This window comes from Pseudomonas sp. AK106, assembly GCF_053903055.1.
Window position 1 is genome coordinate 723,257 of record NZ_CP096426.1, and the last position, 18,375, is coordinate 741,631.

Genomic DNA, 18,375 nt, shown 5'->3' on the forward strand with positions numbered 1-18,375 from the left:
GGGGATTGCCGAATAAACGACTTCAGATCAGCCGTTGTTCATCATCATTGATCAAGTCGCTCAGGCCGCCCAGTGTTTCCCGGGCCTGGGTTCGATCCATCAATTTCGCCTGTGCGGCGGCGGGGAGGTCGGTGATGTTGAGGATGCCTTTGCTGGTCAGGACCTGAATCAGGTCGTCCAGCACCCGGATCATGTCCATGTCGCTGGACTTGAGCTGGATCAGGCTCTTCTCGACCACTTCGTTGGCAAACCAGGCTTGCACCTGATGGTCATCGGGGGGCAGTTGCTCGCTCGCTTCGGCAAAGGCCGTCGCTTCCACGCGAATTAGCGTGCCATCGGCATCGCGCTGAACGTAAAACATGGCTCATTCCTCAGGGACTGACCGGGCTGGCAACCGTCAGGGACGGCTGCCAGCACAGTACAACAGCTCTCGCGACTCAGCTATCAGTGGTGATCGACTTTGATGGTCGGATCCGCACCGCTCACCAGCGAGTTGACCATGGCATTGCTCCAGGTCACGCCCTCCACCTTGATGTGCACGTCGGCCGTGTTGGCAGCGGCGGCTGCGGTCACGTTCGACGCGAACTGTCCGGTGGTGCTGACTTGCAGAATGGTGTCACGGCCATCGTTGGTGACTTGCAGGTACTTGCTGAGGGTGTCGGTGTCTTCACCCTGCAGCAGGTCACGCAGGTCAATGCGGTCGCCTTCGCCCTTGTTGAAGTCCTTGATCACGTCAAAGCCACCGCTGTTGGTGTCGCCTGCTTTCCAGGCGAACGTATCGGCACCTGCTCCACCGGTGAGGATGTCGTTGCCTTTACCACCCATCAGGATGTCGTTGCCGTTGCCACCATTGAGGATGTCGTTGCCACCCTGGCCGAACAGAATGTCATTGCCATTGCCGCCCAGCAGGGTGTCGTTGCCGTCCTGCGACGTCGACGACGAATTGGCCAGGTGAGCCACTGCGTCAAGGTTGTTGGTCACGAACGAATGCAGCGTCTTGTCATCGATGGTCGACACGTTGACGTGCAGCGTGTCCGCCGCAAACGCCTTCAGCGCCGTAATGCCGCCCTGGGTGTTGAAGGTGATCAGGTCACCGAACAGGATGTCATTGCCGTCGCCACCGTTGAGGGTGTCACTGCCCGGCGCGATATCTTTCTGGTCGCCCAGTACCGCTTTGGCCAGATCGTCAGCGTTGACGTTGGTCTGCGCGTGACCGTCGCTGTCGTAGTGATTGAGCGTGCTCGTCTTGACCGCCGAGTTCAGGCCGATCGCTTCGATGGTCGGCGACTGCTTCAGCAACAGTGCGTAACCGGTGTCCGCTTCAGCCAGCACGACGCTGCTGCCGTTGGTTTCAGGCGAATTCAGGCTGTATTCCGTACCGCCCTTGCCGTCGGCATGACTGGCGAGGGTGCCCATCAGCTTGCCGGTCGTGCTGCTGGCGTAGCTGTAAACGTGGCCCACGGTGTCGATGGCGACTTTGCCGTTCACCGAATACGTGCTGCCCAGATGCCAGCTTTCCAGGCCCGTCGCCAATGTGATGGCCGTGCCGTTCACCGTACCGAGCACCGTGCTGGTGTTCTGGTAAACGTTAGGCTCGCCGTCGGTAATGAAGTAGGTGCGGTTCTCGCCCGTCGGGTTGGTGCTGTTCAAACCGGCGAACCAGTTCGCCGTGGTCTTGAAGGCATCTTCGTAGTTGGTGGTACCGCCCGATGTCATGGTCGCCAGAGCAGCGGCCAGGGTTTTCAGGGCGGCAGCCTTGTCAGACATGTCCACAGAAACGGTCGAGCGCACGTTGGTATCGAAATCCACCAGCAGCACGTTGATCTTGCCTGCATTGGCCGTCTGAGCACCGTTCGCCAGTTTCTCGAAGACCGACTGCAGCTGGGTTTTCGCCGTGTCGAGGGATTTGCCCATGCTGCCCGAGCTGTCGACGATGAAGGCGATGTTGTAGCTCTTGCCCTGCACGATGGTCGTGCCGCTGACGTCGCCAACGATGATGTCGCCACCGGTGGTGCCAGTGATCGGCGTCGGGTCGGTGCCGGCCAGGCCTTCACTCGAGTTGTAGGTCTGAGACTCGACGGTGACGGTGATCGCCTTGCTGTCGCTGGCGCTGGCCACCGCGCTTGGGACGCCTGGAACCGTCGCTTCGGTCGCCGTCGCCGTGACGTTGAGCGTGAACTTGCCGCTGAAGTAGTCAGGCGTGGTGATGCTCAGCGTCGACAGGTCGAAGTTGCTGACGTCGATCGTGTCCATCACGGTTTTGCCGTCTTCGACGTGAGTCGTCACGGTGGCCGTGTGGCCCGCTGCGTCGGTCAGGATCGAGCCGGCCGGTGCGCCGCCGCTCAGGGTGGTGACGTGAGTCTCCGAACCGTCGAGGCTGTCACCGAACACCGCTTTGACCGGGCTCAGCTTGATCGCGGTACCTTCGGTGCCGTGGTTCAGCTCGTAACCGGTGTAATAACCCTCACCGCTGCCAACCGTGCCTTCGTGCAACGGCGAGACGTTCAGGCCGGAAGCCTTGAGGTCATCGACCGTTGCGAACAGCAGCACGTTGCTGCCGTTCAGGGCCACGGTCTGGGAGGCGCCGGTGCTGATGTTCTTGTCGGTCAGGCTGATGTTGTAGCTGCCCGGACCTGCCTGGTTGTAGTGGTAGACGTCCAGGGTGTAGTAGCCGGACTCCGTCGGCGTGAAGCCCGCACTCTGAATCTTGCCGCCCGCGCCCCATGTGGCGTTGGCTGCGGTCTGACCGCCTACGGTGATCAGCAGACTGTCGTCCGCGGTGCCGGAGAAGGTGTAAGTGTGGCCGGCTTCCATGTAAATCAGGCCGGACAGCTTGGTGCCGGTGCCGACCGCGACGGACGAGTCCTGTGCACCGCTTGCGACGCTATGCGTGGTCGGATCCACGGTGGTGTTGAAGCCGGCCTTGATGGTCGCTTCATTGGCGCCGTTGCCGTCGGTGCCCATGTTCTTCAGCGTGCCGACATAAACGTCTTTCACCAGACCGGTCGACTGAACCACGCCGGAACCCAGCGTCACCAGCGGTTGGTCGGCAACAGGTGCCACGCTGATGGTGCCGGTGGCGTTGACCGAACTCGCCAGACCCTGATCGTCCACGGCCTTGTAGGTGAACGAGGTGCTGCCCGCCCAATCGGCGGCTGGCTTGAAGTACACCGTTGCAGCGTTGCCGACTGCGACGATGTTGCTCAGGCTGCTCAGCGCGACCTTGCCGGCTGCATCGGCGTAGAAGGTGCCGTGTGCCGCCATGTCGACCAGGTTGAAGTGGTCGATTGTGCTGTCCACGTCGGTCGCGCTCAGCGTCACGGCGATGGCCGGGCTGTCTTCGTTACCACTGCCGGTTGTGGCGTCGGCCACTGGCACATCGTTGACCGTCGTGATGTGAATCGTCGACGTGGTGTTGACGATATTGTTGGTGGCGCTGCCGTCGTTGACGCTGATGTTGATGATGCGGTCGTCTTTGACAGGGTCGTGGGACGTGCTGTCGAAGGTGATCGACGAGATCGCCGTCTGGTACTGAGCCGCCGTGCCCGCACCGAACGTGATGACCTTGCCGGTCACAACGTTGTTGGTGACGATATCGGTGGTGGTGACGCTCAGGCCAGCGGTGTTGCCGATCGCCAGCAGATCACCCGCCTTGTAGTTGGTCAGTGTGACCGTAGCGCTTTGCAGCGTCGGGCTGTCGGCATCGCTGACGGTGAAGTCGCGAGCGATCAAGCCTGGGCCTTTGCCCGGCGCAGTGACATCGCCGCCGACCAGGGTTTCGTTCCAGGTGTTGCCGAATTCCTTGCCATCGCCAGTGTGGCCGATGACCGGAGCGTCGTTCACCGCGGTGACGGTGATTGTGCTGCCGGCAACCAGCGAATCCTGCGTGCCCGTACCGTCGCCTTTCGCGCCGGAGTCGGTCACTTGGACGGTTACGGCACGGTCACCCGCCTGAGGGTTGTCGCCCGGGCTGTTGAAGGTGATCGACTGGATCAGCGCCTTGTACTGGTCAATGGACGCGATGCCCTTGATCTGGAAGCCGTTCACCAGACCGTCGGCGTTGTGAGTTTCTACCACGCTGACGCCTTTCGGCGCAGTGCCGGTGAACGTCAGCACGTCGCCTGCCTTCACATCGACCGAAACCACTGCCTTGCTCAGGGTGGTGTTGTCGACGTCGGCCAGGTTCAGGTTCTTGACGATCGAGACCGCTGCGTCGTTTTCGGTGAAGGCAACCGACGCAGTGCTCACGGTCGGTACATCGTTGACCGTAGTGATGTGGATCGTCGAGGTCGTGGACGCGATGTTGTTGACCGCGCTGCCGTCATCAACAGTGATGTTGATGAGGCGGTTTTCTTTCGACGGATCATGGGACGTGCTGTCGAAAGTGATCGACTGAATCGCCGTCTGGTACTGGGCCGCAGTGCCTGCACCAAAGGTGATGGTCTTGCCGGTCACCGCGCCGGAAGCGTCTTTTACATCACTGACGGTGTAGGTCAGGGCGCCCGGTTTGCCGACATTCAGGACGTCGCCGTCCTTGAAGTTGGTCAGCGTGACGGTCGCGCTTTTCAGCGAGGTGCTGTCAGCGTCGTTCAGGGTGAAATCGCGAGCGATTTGACCCGGGCCTTTGCCCGGCGCGGTGACATCGCCACCCACGGCGGTTTCGTTCCAGGTGTTGCCGAACTGTTTGCCGCTGCCGGTGTGGCCGATGACTGGGGCATCGTTGACGGCAATCACGTTGATCTGGCTGTCGTGAACGACGGTCAGGTTGTTGGTGCCATTGGCATCTGCGTCGGTCACAGCGATGGTCACGCCCCGTGGCGCGGTGCTCGGATTGTCGCTGTTGTCGGCGTAGGTGATCGACTTGATCAGGGTTTCGTAATTGGCTACCGAAGCCTTGCCGGTCAAATCGATAACGATATTGCCGTTGGCGTCGTTGCTCAGCTTGTAGCTGATACCCAAATCGGTGGTACCGGTGGTGCCGTCGCTGCCGCCTTTGTAGTACTGGGAAACGATCAGGTCTTCAGCCTGAATACCGGTCAGCGTGATCTTCGCGCTGGTCAATTCAGTGCTGTCGACGTCGGTGATGCTGAAGTTGTTGACGATCGCAATCGGCGCACCGTTTTCGGTGTAAGTGATGCTGCCGAAGTTGACCACAGGCGCGTCGTTGACGGCCGTGACTGTGATGGTGCCGGTTGCCGGAGTCGTGGACGCCAGGCCCTGGTCATCGACGGCGGTGTAGGTGAATGGCGTGCTTCCATTCCAGTTCGCGTCCGGCTTGAAGTAGACCGTCGCGCCGTTGTCGGTGGCGGGGATGTTGGTGGTCCCGATCAGCGGCTGAGTACCGGCCGCGTCGGAGTAGAACGTGCCGTTGGCAGGCGTGTTGACCAGGGTGAAGTGGTCAATGGTTCCGTCGACGTCAGAGCCGGTCAGCTTCACGGCAACGAGGGTGTCTTCGTTGCCAGTGCCTGTGGCGGTGTTGACCACTGGCGCGTCGTTCACTGCGGCAACGTTGACGGTCAGCGAGCCGGTGGCGGTTGCTTTCTGCCCGGTGAGTTCAGTCGACGTCGAGCTCACCTGCAAGGTGATCGAACCGTTGAAGTCAGCCGGTGGCGTCAGGGTCAGCGTGGTCAGGTCCCAGCCATCGATGACGACTTTGCCGTCGCCGGTCGGGATCGAGGTGTAGCTGTTTTTGCCATCGGTCAGCACAGCGCCAACCGGAATGCCGCCCACGGTCAGGCCGCTCAGGCTTTCCGAACCGTCGGTGTCGACCAGTGCAGTGCTGACATTGATCTGGATCGCGGTGTCTTCATCGCCCTGGGCGTTGCTGACGGTGACGGTCGGGGCATCAGCCACCGGCGTGACGTTGATGGTGCCAGTTGCGGTGGTGCCGGCTGGCAGGTTCTCGTTATCAACAGCGGTGTAGGTGAAGGTGGTATCGCCCGCCCAGTTCGCGTCCGGCTTGAAGTAGATCGTCGCGCCATTGTTGGTCGCAGCGATGTTGTTCAAGTTGGTCAGCGGCTGAGTGCCGGCGGCATCGGAGTAGAAGGTGCCGTTGGCTGGCGTGTTGACCAGGTTGAAGTGGTCAATGGTGCCGTCGACGTCCGAGCCAGACAGCTTGACCGCGATGGTGGTGTCTTCGTTGCCCTGGCCCGATGCAGCGTTGACCACTGGAGCGTCGTTGACGGCGATCATGTTCATCTGGCTGTCGTGAACGACGGTCAGGTTGTTGCTGCCACTGGCATCTGCGTCGGTCACAGCGATGGTCACGCCGCGTGGTGCAGTGCTCGGGTTCTCGCTGTTGTCGGCGTAAGTGATCGACTTGATCAAGGTTTCGTAGTCAGCAACCGAAGCCTTGCCAGTCAGATCGATAACGATGTTGCCGTCGGCGTCGTTGCTCAGCTTGTAGCTGATACCCAGATCGGTGGTACCCGCGGTGCCGTCGCTGCCGCCTTTGTAGTACTGGGAAACGATCAGGTCTTCGGCCTGGATGCCGGTCAGCGTGATCTTCGCGCTGGTCAGCTCAGTGCTGTCGACGTCGGTGATGCTGAAGTTGTTGACGATCGCGATCGGCGCACCGTTTTCGGTGTAAGTGGTGCTGTCGAAGTTGACCACTGGCGCATCGTTCACCGACGCGACGTTCACGGTCAGGGACTGAGTCGTGGTTGCCGATTGGCCGGTCAGCTCGGTGGAGGTCGAGCTCACTTGCAGGTTGATCGAGCCGTTGAAGTCTTTCGGCGGCGTGATCGTCAGGTTGGTCAGGTCCCAGCCATTGATATAGACAGCGCCGTCGCCTGTCGGAATCGAGGTGTAGCTGTGGGTGCCGTCAGTCAGCACGGCGCCCACTGGAATACCGGACACTACGAACGGGCCCAGGGATTCCGAGCCGTCGGTGTCGACCAGCGCGGTGCTCACGTCCAGCTTGATCGCCGAGTCTTCATTACCTTGTGCGTTGGCAACGGTGACGATTGGGGCATCGGCTACCGGTGTGACGCTGATGTTTCCGGTTGCCGGGGTGCTGGCCAGGCCCTGATTGTCGACAGCGGTGTAGGTGAAGTCGCTGGTGACGCCCGCCCAGTTTTCGGTTGGCTTGAAGTAAATCGTCGCGCTGTTGTTGGTGGCGGCGATGTTGCTGAGGTTGGTCAGCTCTTGAGTCCCTGCAGCGTCAGCGTAGAACTTGCCGTTGCTGGCCATCGACACCAGGTTGAAGTGGTCGATGGTGCCGTCAACGTCAGCGCCCGTCAGGTTGACCGCGATGGCAGTGTCTTCGTCGCCTTGGCCCAGTGCCGCGTTGACGGTCGGGGCGTCGTTGACGGCAATCACGTTGATCTGGCTGTCGTGAACGACGGTCAGGTTGTTGGTGCCGTTGGCATCTGCGTCGGTCACAGCGATGGTCACGCCGCGTGGTGCAGTGCTTGGGTTTTCGCTGTTGTCGGCGTAGGTGATCGACTTGATCAGGGTTTCGTAATTGGCCACCGAAGCCTTGCCAGTCAGATCGATAACGATGTTGCCGTCGGCGTCGTTGCTCAGCTTGTAGCTGATACCCAGATCGGTGGTGCCGGTGGTGCCGTCGCTGCCGCCTTTGTAGTACTGGGAAACGATCAGGTCTTCAGCCTGAATACCGGTCAGCGTGATCTTCGCGCTGGTCAGCTCAGTGCTGTCGACGTCGGTGATGCTGAAGTTGTTGACGATCGCGATCGGCGCACCGTTTTCGGTGTAAGTGGTGCTGTCGAAGTTGACCACTGGCGCATCGTTCACCGACGCGACGTTCACGGTCAGGGACTGAGTCGTGGTTGCCGATTGGCCGGTCAGCTCGGTGGAGGTCGAGCTCACTTGCAAGTTGATCGAGCCGTTAAAGTCTTTCGGCGGCGTGATCGTCAGGTTGGTCAGGTCCCAGCCATTGATATAGACAGCGCCGTCGCCGGTCGGAATCGAGGTGTAGCTATGGGTGCCGTCAGTCAGCACGGCGCCTACTGGAATGCCGGACACCACGAACGGGCCCAGGGATTCCGAGCCGTCTGTGTCGACCAGCGCGGTGCTGACGTTCAGCTTGATCGCTGAATCTTCATTACCTTGTGCGTTGGCAACGGTGACGATTGGAGCATCGGCCACCGGTGTGACGCTGATGTTTCCGGTTGCCGGTGTGCTGGCCAGGCCCTGATTGTCGACAGCGGTGTAGGTGAAATCGCTGGTGACGCCCGCCCAGTTTTCGGTTGGCTTGAAGTAAATCGTCGCGCTGTTGTTGGTGGCGGCGATGTTGCTGAGGTTGGTCAGCTCCTGAGTCCCTGCAGCGTCAGCATAGAACTTGCCGTTGCTGGCCATCGACACCAGGTTGAAGTGGTCGATGGTGCCATCGACGTCAGCGCCCGACAGCTTGACGGCAATCGGCGTGTCTTCGTCGCCCTTGCCTGCGGTGTTGTTCACGACCGGCGCGTCGTTGACCGGCGTGATGCCGATCTGGCCGGTGGCGCTGCCCGACAGGTTGTTGGTGCCATTGGCATCAGCGTCGGTCACTTCGATGGTCACGCCGCGTGGGGTGGTGATCGGGGCGTCACTGCTGTTGGCGTAGGTGATCGAGTTGATCAGCGTGGTGTAGTCAGCGATCGACGCCTTGCCGGTCAGGTCGATGATGATGTTGCCATCGGCATCGTTGCTGAGGTTGTAGCTGATGCCCAGAGTGGTGGTGCCACTGTTTGCACCGGTGTAGTACTGGGAAACGATCAGGTCTTCGGCCTGAATGCCGGTCAGCGTGATTTTCGCGCTGCTCAACTGGCTGCTGTCGACGTCGCCGATCTGCAGGTTGCTGACCAATGCCTGAGGCGCGCCGTTTTCGACGTAGTCAGGATTGGTGAAGGTGACAGTTGGCGCGTCGTTGATCGGCCCGACGTTCACGGTCAGCGACTGAACCGTGGTGGCCGAGTCCTTGTTGGCGCTTTCGGTCGACGTCGAACTCACCTGCAGGTTGATCGAGCCGTTGAAATCTTTCGGCGGCGTGATCGTCAGGTTGGTCAGGTCCCAGCCATTAATGTAGACAGCGCCGTCGCCGGTCGGAATCGAGGTGTAGCTGTGGGTGCCATCCGTCAGCACGGCGCCGACTGGAATACCGGACACCACGAACGGGCCGAGAGATTCCGAGCCGTCAGTGTCGACCAGCGCGGTGCTGACGTTCAGCTTGATCGCGGAGTCTTCATTACCTTGGGCGTCGGCAACAGTGACGATCGGGGCGTCTGCCACCGGCGTGACGTTGATGACGCCGTTGGCTGGCGCGCCAGTTTGCAGGCCCTGATTGTCGACCGCGGTGTAGGTGAAGCTGGTGTCACCGGCCCAGTTGGCATCCGGCTTGAAGTAGATTGTCGCGCTGTTGTTGCTGGCGGCGATATTGCTGAGGTTGGTCAGCGCCTGCGTACCGGCGGCGTCGGCGTAGAACGTGCCGTGCTCGGCCATGGTGACCAGATTGAAGTGGTCGATGGTGCCGTCGACATCAGCGCCGGTCAGGTTGACCGCGATCGCAGTGTCTTCGTCGCCTTGGCCCAGAGCCGCGTTCACGGTCGGAGCGTCGTTGACGGCAATCACGTTGATCTGGCCGTCGTGCACGGCGGTCAGGTCAGTGGTGCCGTTGGCGTCGAGGTCGGTAACCGAGATGCTCACGCCACGCGGTACGGTGCTCGGGTTTTCGCTGTTGTCAGCGTACGTGAGCGACTTGATCAGGGTTTCATAGTTGGCGACCGAGGCGTTGCCCGTCAGGTCGATCACGATGTTGCCGCTGGCGTCGTTGCTCAGGGTGTAGGTGATGCCCAGGTCGGTAAGGCCGGTGGTGCCGCCTTTGTAGTACTGAGACACCACCAGGTCTTCAGCCTGAACACCGGTCAGCGTGATTTTCGCGCTGCTCAGTTGCGTGCTGTCGATGTCGGTGATGCTGAAATTGTTCACCAGCGCGATCGGCGCACCGTTTTCGGTGTAGGTCACGCTGTCGAAGTTGACCGCCGGGCCGTCGTTCACAGGCGTCACATTGACGATCAGCGCCTGTGTCGTGGTGGCCGAATCCTGGTTGGCGCCTTCGGTCGACGTCGAGCTCACTTGCAGGGTGATCGGGCCGTTGAAGTCTTTCGGCGGGGTGATCGTCAGGTTGTTCAGGTCCCAACCGTCGATATAAACAGCACCGTCGCCTGTCGGAATCGAGGTGTAGCTGTGGGTGCCATCCGTCAGCACGGCGCCGACGGGAATGCCGGACACAACCAGCGGGCCCAGGGATTCGGAGCCGTCGGTGTCGACCAGCGCGGTGCTCAGGGTCAGCTTGATCGCCGAATCTTCATTACCTTGTGCGTTGGCAACGGTGACGATCGGCGCATCGGCCACTGGCGTGACGTTGATGATGCCGTTGGCTGGCGCGCCAGTTTGCAGGCCCTGGTTGTCGACTGCGGTGTAGGTGAAGCTGGTGTCGCCCGCCCAGTTGGCGTTCGGCTTGAAGTAGATCGTTGCGCCGTTGGCGGTGGCGGCGATGTTGCTGAGGCTGGTCAGCGCCTGGGTACCGGCAGCATCGGCGTAGAACGTGCCGTTGGCCGCCAGGCTGACCAGGTTGAAGTGGTCGATGGTGCCGTCGACGTCAGTGCCGGTCAGCCTGACGGCAATGGCGGTGTCTTCGTCGCCTTGGCCCGATGCGTCGATGACGGTCGGTGCGTCGTTGACCGGCGTGACGGCGACTTCGCCGGTGGCGCTGCCCGTCAGGTTGTTGGTGCCGTGGGTGTCCACGTCAGTCACTTCGATGGTCACGCCCCGTGGGGTGGTGATCGGCGCGTCACTGCTGTTGGCGTAGGTGATCGAGTTGATCAGCGTGGTGTAGTCAGCGATCGAGGCGTTGCCGTTCAACTGAATGACGACGTTACCGTTGGCGTCGTTGCCCAGCGTGTAGCTGATGCCCGAAGCCGTCGTGCCACTGTTGCCACCCTGGAAGGACGGCGATGCGATCAGGTCTTCGGCCTGAACGCCGGTCACGGTGATCTTCGCGCCGCTCAACTGACCGCCGTCGACGTCGCCGATCTGCAGGTTGTTGACCAGTGCCTGAGGCGCGCCGTTTTCGACGTAATCGGTGCTGGTGAAGGACACGGTCGGGGCGTCGTTGACGGCGACGACGTGCACGATGCTGGTGGCCGGTGCGGAGTCGTTCTGGCCGTCATTGACGGTCACAGTGATGGTGCGATCGGCAACGCTCGGGTCTTCGCTGCTGTTCTGGAAGGTGATCGACTTGATCACGGCTTCGTATTCGGCTGCGGTGGCGGCGCCGGTCAGGGTCAATACGATCTGGCCGTTGACGGTGGCGGTGCTGACCGCGATGTTCGCGTTCGGGCTGCCGACTACTAGAGTGTCGGCGTCCTGAGGGTTGGTCAGGGTGACTTTCGCGCCTTGCAGCGTCGGGCTGTCGGCGTCGGTGACGGTCAACTGGTCGGCGATCGAAACGCCAGCCTGGCCTTCGGTGAAGGTGGTTTCGCTGTTGGTGCCGTTGGCGCCGCCATTGGGATCGACAACCGGCAGAGCGTCGTTGTCGATGATGGTGGTGGTGACGCTGCCATTGGTCGGGCTGACAGCGACGTTCTCGAAGTTGCCGCCGCTGATGGCGCCGATCGCCACGGTGACGTTTTCAACGCCTTCCGGGATCGTGTCATTCAGGGTGTTCAGGTCGAAGGTGACGCTGCTGCTGTTGGCAGGGATCTTCACGCTGACCACTTGCGTGTAGTCGCTGCCGTCGGTAGCGGTGCCGCTGTAGGTCAGGTTGATCGTGACTTCGGTCTGCGCCGGGTTGCTCAGCGTAATGGTGTACGTGGCGGCCTGGCCTTCAATCACCGACTGAGTGCCGGTGATGCTGGCAAAAGTGGTGTCGATGGTGTCGGTGATGGTGGTCACCGCCGGCGTCGGATCGGTCGTCACGATCAGGCCGCCACCGCCCGTTGTGCCAGTGATGGTCGTGCTGATAACTGAAGGGTCGATGTACGGCGTATTGGTGTCAGCCACTTGAACAGTGGTCGAGCCCGACGTGTCGCCGCCACGAATCACAATGGTCGCCCCATTGGACAGGGTGACTGTCAGGTCCGAAGTCGGCGCCTGAGTGACGTTTGCTGTGTACACCAGCGCGCCGCCGGCTTCGGTCAGCGTCTGAGTAGCGGTCAGTGTCAGGGTGCCGGCAGGCTGCGGCGCGGCGGGGGTGCCGTTGCCATTGCCGTTGTCGATCGCCAGACCGTTACTCAGGGTAGGAGGGGGCACAGCGGTTGCCGCCAGGCCGTTGGTCGGGAAGCCGATGGTCGGATTCACTTCGCCCGCGGTCTCGGTGAGCATCACCACGCTGTGGCCGCCGCCTGCGTTGCCGCCATCACCTGGCGCCGCTTGCGGACCTGCCGCAGTGGCTTCGAGGTCTTTGGTCGGGTCCGCGCCGGCCGCGATCGCCTGCTGCAATTCCGCAACGGACGGTGCGGCTTGCGCGGTGGCTTCGGCAAGGTTGGTCGTAGAAGCCGGTGCGTCTGCGCTCCACTGGCTGTCACGGCCGATGTCCAGCTGACGGCCATCGGCAAGCTGCAGCGTGACTGCGCCTCCCGGGCCTGTCAGAACCTGCTCGCCGGTGAACAACCGGTCACCCTCAATGAGCACACGACGAATCCCTTCCGGGGAAACTGCGACGACCTGGCCAACAATGCTTTTGACGATGGCAACAACACTGCTCATGGGGGTGACTCTCCGAAATTACCGTTCAGTTGGTATCCATCATGCCGACCGGCCTTAACTAACGCCGCTTCATTACTGGAATACGTAAAGATTCGCATTTGTTCCGGCGCCAGATAACAACTTAGGGAACTAATTAAGTTGCACGTAATCTGGCGCCAATTTATTAACAGCAGGTCGGCACAGGAATTAACTTTCTGCCAAAGTATTGACCTATTCGGCGACATCCTAAACAATCGCTTCCGTAATGTCACATTGATATTTGATGAGATCGCGTATTTCTGCAGTGTGATCGCAAGCGCCCTTCAGAACACTCTCGAAACGATCACTTCAATGGCCATTTTTACGATGCGGCAGTGTGTATTGCTGCATTTTGAACAAGTACGTTCTCGGGAAACCACCAAAATGCGTAAGCACCTCTTCACTGCTGTACCCCTTATCCTTTGTGCCGGTTTCGTTCAGGCCCAGACGCTACAGTCCGCCATGCAGAAAGCCATGGACGAGCATCCCGAGGTGCAGGCCGGCATTAATGCCCGTATCGCCCAGGACTATGCGCTGCGCGCTGCACGAGGCGGCTACCTGCCGCGTGTCGATGTCACGGCGGGCTACGGCCGGGCCGGTTCCGATACGCCAAGCACCCGTGCCTCGACCGGTCGTCACGACTACCAGACGCTGGACCGCGGCGAAGCGCAAATCCGTCTTCAGCAAATGCTGTTTGACGGCTACGCAACAAGTAACGAAGTTGCGCGTCAACAAGCCACCGCCAATTCCCGGGCATACTCGCTGCTAAATACAACCGAACGTACGGCGTTGACAGTTGCGCAGGTCTATCTGGATGTTTTGACTCAACGTGAAATGGTTCGGCTGGCCGAAGAGAACCTGAAGAGTCACGAACGTATTTACGACCAAATCAAACTGCGCACTTCCCGCGGCGTGGGGCGTATGGCCGATATGGACCAGGCCGATGCCCGTCTGGCACAAGCCCGCAACAACCTGATCACCGAACAAACCAATCTGGCCGACGCCCAAACCAATTACTTGAGTGCCGTTGGTCTGGAAGCTGACCAACTTGAAGCGCCGTCGCCGTTCGCGATGATGCCTGCCGATCTGAACGAAGCCCGTCGCCAGATGCTGGAGAACAGCCCGGTGCTGCGCTCGGCCGAATCCGACATCGTGGCCGCTGAAAAGCAGTACACCTCGGCGCAGTCCAATTACTACCCGCGTTTCGATGCGGAACTGGGCCGCAATGCCGATAACAACATTGGCGGCGACGAAGGCCACAACAATGGCTGGGAAGCCATGGTGCGCATGCGCTTCAACCTGTACGCCGGTGGCAGCAACAAGGCTGACCTGCAGTCGAAGTCGTACCTGTCGAGCCAGGCCCTGGATATCCGCAACAACGCGCTGCGTCAGTTGAACGAAGAACTGGGCCTGGCCTGGAACGCCTACAACAACGCCAACGCCCAGCTGCCGATCGCTCAGCAGTACGTCGAGCGTGCCAACAGCGTGCGTACCTCGTACCAGCAGCAATTCAGTCTGGGAGAGCGTACCCTGCTCGACCTTCTCGACAGCGAGAACGAGTTGTTCACCGCGCAACAGCGTCTGATGCAGCTGAAAAACCTGCAGATGTACACCCAATACCGCATCAAGGCGGACATGGGCACGCTGCTGAAAAGCCAGGGCGTCGTCGCGCCGATGGCATCGGTTGTGCAGAACGATGTGAAACCGACCGTTCAGCTGCCGGGCATGAACTGATTCTTGACGGGGTCAGCTTCTTTTAACTGTTAAGAAAGAGAGTGTCAGCGTGGACTTGGAATTACCTTCGGCTCAATTAGGTCATGATCCACGCAGCCAGCACGACGATCCGTTACTCGACGGGCTGCTGACACTCTGTGCCCTGCATCACAAACCGGCGAGCCGGGCCATGCTGACCACCGGTCTGCCATTGCCCGACCAACGCTTGAGCCCGGATTTGCTGCCTCGCGCCGCAGCCCGGGCAGGTTTGCAGGGGCGTTTGCTGCAACGCAAACTCACCCAGATTCCCGAGATCGCATTGCCCGCCTTGCTGCTGCTGAAGGAAGGGCGCTCTGCCGTTCTGCTCGGTTGGGAGGGCGAGTCTGCCCGCCTGCTGATCAGCGAAAGCAACGGCGGCGAAGTGCTGATCGAAACCGAAGCGCTGGCTCAGGATTACAGCGGTCGGGTGTTTTTCGCACAGCCGCAACATAAATTTGACGTCACCCAGGGCTCGCTCATCCCGCGCGCTCGTTCCTGGTTCAAGGACACCCTCAAGCTGTCTCGCTGGCTTTACGTCGACGCGATCGCTGCCAGCTTCGTGATCAACCTGATCGCGCTGGCTACCCCTCTTTTTGTCATGAATGTCTACGACCGTGTCGTGCCCAACCAGGCCACCGCAACATTGTGGGTGCTGGCGACCGGCATCTGTGGCGCGTTCCTGTTTGATCTTTTGCTCAAGGGCCTGCGCAGTCTGTGCCTGGACCTGGCCGGCAAGAAAACCGACCTGATCATTTCCGCCACGCTGTTCGAGCGTATCGTCGGCATGGCGATGAAGTTTCGCCCGGCGCGGGTCGGCAGCTACGCCCAGAACATCCATGAGTTTCAGGGCATGCGTGACTTCCTCACGTCGCTGACCCTGACCAGCCTCATTGACCTGCCGTTCACGCTGATCATCCTGTTGGTGATCGCGCTGCTGGGCGGGCATCTGGTGTGGATTCCGATCATTGCCTTCCCGCTGGCGCTGGGCATCGGCCACTTCCTGCAAAAACCGCTGACCTCCACCCTTGAACGCACCATGGCGCTGGGGGCCGAGCGTCAGTCGAGCCTGATTGAAACCCTCGCCGGCCTCGACGCCGTGAAGGTCAACAACGCCGAAAGCGAGCGTCAGTACCAGTGGGAACACACCATCGGCACGCTCAGCCGCCTGGAATTGCGCGTCAAAGTGCTTTCCGGTCTCGCCATGAACATCACCCTGCTGATCCAGCAACTGGCGGGCGTGGCGATGATCTGTTTCGGCGTCTACATGATCATGGACGGCGTCCTCAGCATGGGCGGCCTGGTGGCGTGCTACATGCTCAGCGGTCGTGCTTTAGGCCCCTTGGCGCAATTGTCCGGCCTGCTGACCCGTTATCAGCAAGCGAAAGTCACCATGGTCTCGGTCGATCAGATGATGGAGCTGCCCCAGGAACGCAACTTCGACGAGCGTCCGCTCAGCCGTCAGGTCCTGCAGGGCGCCATGGAATTCCGCAATCTGGAGTTCACGTACCCGAATCAACAGAACCTGGCCCTGCGCAACATCAATCTGGTGATCCGCCCGGGCGAGAAGGTCGGCATCATCGGCCGCAGCGGTTCGGGGAAAAGCTCTCTGGCCAAACTGCTGGTGGGTCTGTATCAGCCAGACGAAGGCTCGCTGCTGGTGGATGGCGTCGACATTCGTCAGATCGACGTCAGCGAAGTGCGCCACAACATCGGCTACGTGGCCCAGGACATTCAACTGTTATCAGGCACGCTGCGGGACAATCTGATTTCCGGCGCGCGTTACGTCGACGACGAGATGGTGCTGCAGGCCGCTGAACTGGCCGGCGTGCATGAATTCGCCAGCCTGCATCCCCAGGGCTATGAGTTGCAGGTGGGCGAGCGCGGGCAGAACCTGTCCGGTGGTCAACGGCAGAACGTTGCGCTGGCGCGGGCCTTGTTGCTCGATCCGCCGATCCTGTTGCTCGACGAACCCACCAGCGCCATGGACAACACCGGCGAAGAACGTTTGAAGCAGCGCCTGCATGGCGTTATCGAGAAAAAGACCGTGATTCTTGTGACACACCGAGCTTCGTTGCTCAGCCTGGTTGATCGCCTGGTGGTCATCGACCGCGGCCAGATCGTGGCCGACGGCCCGAAAGCCGCCGTTATGGAAGCGTTGAAGAAGGGGCAGATCAGTGTTGCTTAAGTCAGGTCAAAACTCCGGTGGCGGCATTTTCGGCTATTTCAAAGGCTCGCCTTCTCTTGAAGGCCAGGCGCTGCCGGAAGTCAAAAAGGCACTGGTCGACGACGCCCCGCGCATCGTGCGGCTGACCATTTGGGCCGTGATCCTGTTCTTCGTTTTCTTGCTGGTGTGGGCTAACTACGCCGTGATCGATGAAGTGACGAAGGGCGAGGGCAAGGCCATTCCGTCGACCAAGATCCAGAAAATCCAGAACCTGGAAGGCGGCATCGTCGCGCAGATCTATGCCCACGACGGCCAGATTGTCGACGCCGGCGCCCCGCTGATTCGTCTCGACGACACTCGCTTTGCCTCCAACGTGGGTGAGACTGAAGCGGATCGTCTGGCGATGCAGTTGCGCGTCGAGCGCCTGAGCGCCGAGGTCGACGATCGGCCACTGAACATCAGCGCCGAAGCGCGCAAGTTGGTGCCGAATCAGGCGTCCAATGAAGAATCGCTGTACAAGAGCCGCCGTCAGCAGTTGGTCGATGAGGTCGGTGGTTTGCAGCAGCAGCTGATTCAACGCCAGCAGGAATTGCGCGAATTTGCTTCCAAGCAGGAGCAGTACCGCAGCAGCCTCGGCCTGTTGCGACAGGAGATCGGCATGTCCGAGCCGTTGGTGTCACAGGGCGCGGTGTCGCCGGTGGACATCCTTCGGCTGAAACGATCCGAGGTGGAAACCCGTGGTCAGCTGGACGGCACCACGCTGGCGATCCCTCGCGCACAGGCGGCGATTGCCGAAGTGCAGCGCAAGATCGATGAAACCCGTGGCAAATTCCGCAGCGACGCGCTGACGCAACTGAATGAAGCGCGCACCAACCTTTCCAAAGCGCAGTCGACGGCCAAGGGCCTTGAAGACCGCGTCAACCGCACGATGGTGACATCGCCGGTGCGCGGCGTGGTCAAGCAGATGCTGGTCAACACCGTTGGCGGCGTCATTCAGCCGGGCAGCGACATCGCCGAAGTTGTGCCGCTGGATGACACGCTGTTGGTGGAAGCGCGCATTCGCCCGCAAGACATTGCCTTCCTGCACCCGGGTCAGGAGGCGATGATCAAGTTCACCGCGTATGACTACACGATTTATGGCGGGCTGAAAGGCAAGCTGGAACAGATCGGTGCTGACACCATTCAGGACGAAGAGAAGAAGAACACCTTCTACGTGATCAAACTGCGCACCGACCGCAGCCACCTCGGCACCGATGAGCACCCGCTGCTGATCATCCCTGGCATGGTCGCCTCGGTGGACATCATCACCGGCAAGAAAACCATCCTGAGCTACATGCTCAAACCCGTCCTCAAAGCCCGCGCCGAGGCATTGCACGAGCGTTGATGGTAGATGGTTGACGGCTGTGGGACTGGCCCCGCTCGTTGTAGGACCGGCTTCAGCCGGGAAAGCGTCAAGCGTGACACCGCAAATGTAGGGTGTTCACGCGGGCCTCTTCCCCTGTAGGACCGGCTTCAGCCGGGAAAGCGTCGGGTGTCACACCGCAGATGTGTGGTGTTCACACTGGCCTCTTCCCGGCTAAAGCCGGTCCTACTATAAAACTGCGGCGCGCCTGCTAGTGCGGCAGGCTCACCTTTGTAGCACCGGCTTTAGCCGGGAAAGCGTCGGGTGTCACACCGCAGATGTGTGGTGTTCATACTGGCCTCTTCCCGGCTAAAGCCGGTCCTACAATAAA

General features: G+C 60.7%; 5 protein-coding genes. 3 read left to right on the forward strand and 2 right to left on the reverse strand.

Going from position 1 to position 18,375, the window contains the following annotated elements; genetic code table 11:
- Positions 1-22: 22 nt before the first annotated feature.
- A complete protein-coding gene (locus M1E04_RS03320; protein WP_065988311.1) occupies positions 23-361 on the reverse strand; it encodes a tryptophan synthase subunit beta in 339 nt (112 codons plus the stop codon).
- A gap of 83 nt (positions 362-444) precedes the next feature.
- The gene (locus M1E04_RS03325) at positions 445-12,708 is read right to left on the reverse strand and encodes a retention module-containing protein (protein WP_456292398.1); all 12,264 of its coding nucleotides are present in this window, start codon (positions 12,706-12,708) and stop codon (positions 445-447) included.
- A 402-nt stretch (positions 12,709-13,110) separates the two neighbouring features.
- Here M1E04_RS03325 and M1E04_RS03330 point away from each other — a divergent pair, with 402 nt between their 5' ends.
- From M1E04_RS03330 to M1E04_RS03340, 3 genes are read left to right on the forward strand one after another with little or no spacing between them, the layout of a single operon-like run.
- A complete protein-coding gene (locus M1E04_RS03330; protein ID WP_192133622.1) occupies positions 13,111-14,460 on the forward strand; it encodes a TolC family outer membrane protein in 1,350 nt (449 codons plus the stop codon).
- A 49-nt stretch (positions 14,461-14,509) separates the two neighbouring features.
- Positions 14,510-16,663: a type I secretion system permease/ATPase gene (locus M1E04_RS03335; RefSeq protein WP_192133623.1), complete on the forward strand. Its 2,154-nt coding sequence runs from the start codon at positions 14,510-14,512 to the stop codon at positions 16,661-16,663.
- On the forward strand, positions 16,653-18,026 hold the full coding sequence (locus M1E04_RS03340) for an HlyD family type I secretion periplasmic adaptor subunit (RefSeq protein ID WP_065988308.1): 1,374 nt from the start codon (positions 16,653-16,655) through the stop codon (positions 18,024-18,026). Before M1E04_RS03335 ends, M1E04_RS03340 begins: the two co-directional genes overlap by 11 nt.
- Positions 18,027-18,375: the final 349 nt, after the last annotated feature.

Excerpts from the sequence above, each read along its gene's own strand:
- M1E04_RS03320 (WP_065988311.1), bottom strand. The coding sequence starts at position 361 with ATGTTTTACGTTCAGCGCGATGCCGATGGCACGCTAATTCGCGTGGAA.
- M1E04_RS03325 (WP_456292398.1), bottom strand. The coding sequence starts at position 12,708 with ATGAGCAGTGTTGTTGCCATCGTCAAAAGCATTGTTGGCCAGGTCGTC.
- M1E04_RS03330 (WP_192133622.1), top strand. The coding sequence starts at position 13,111 with ATGCGTAAGCACCTCTTCACTGCTGTACCCCTTATCCTTTGTGCCGGT.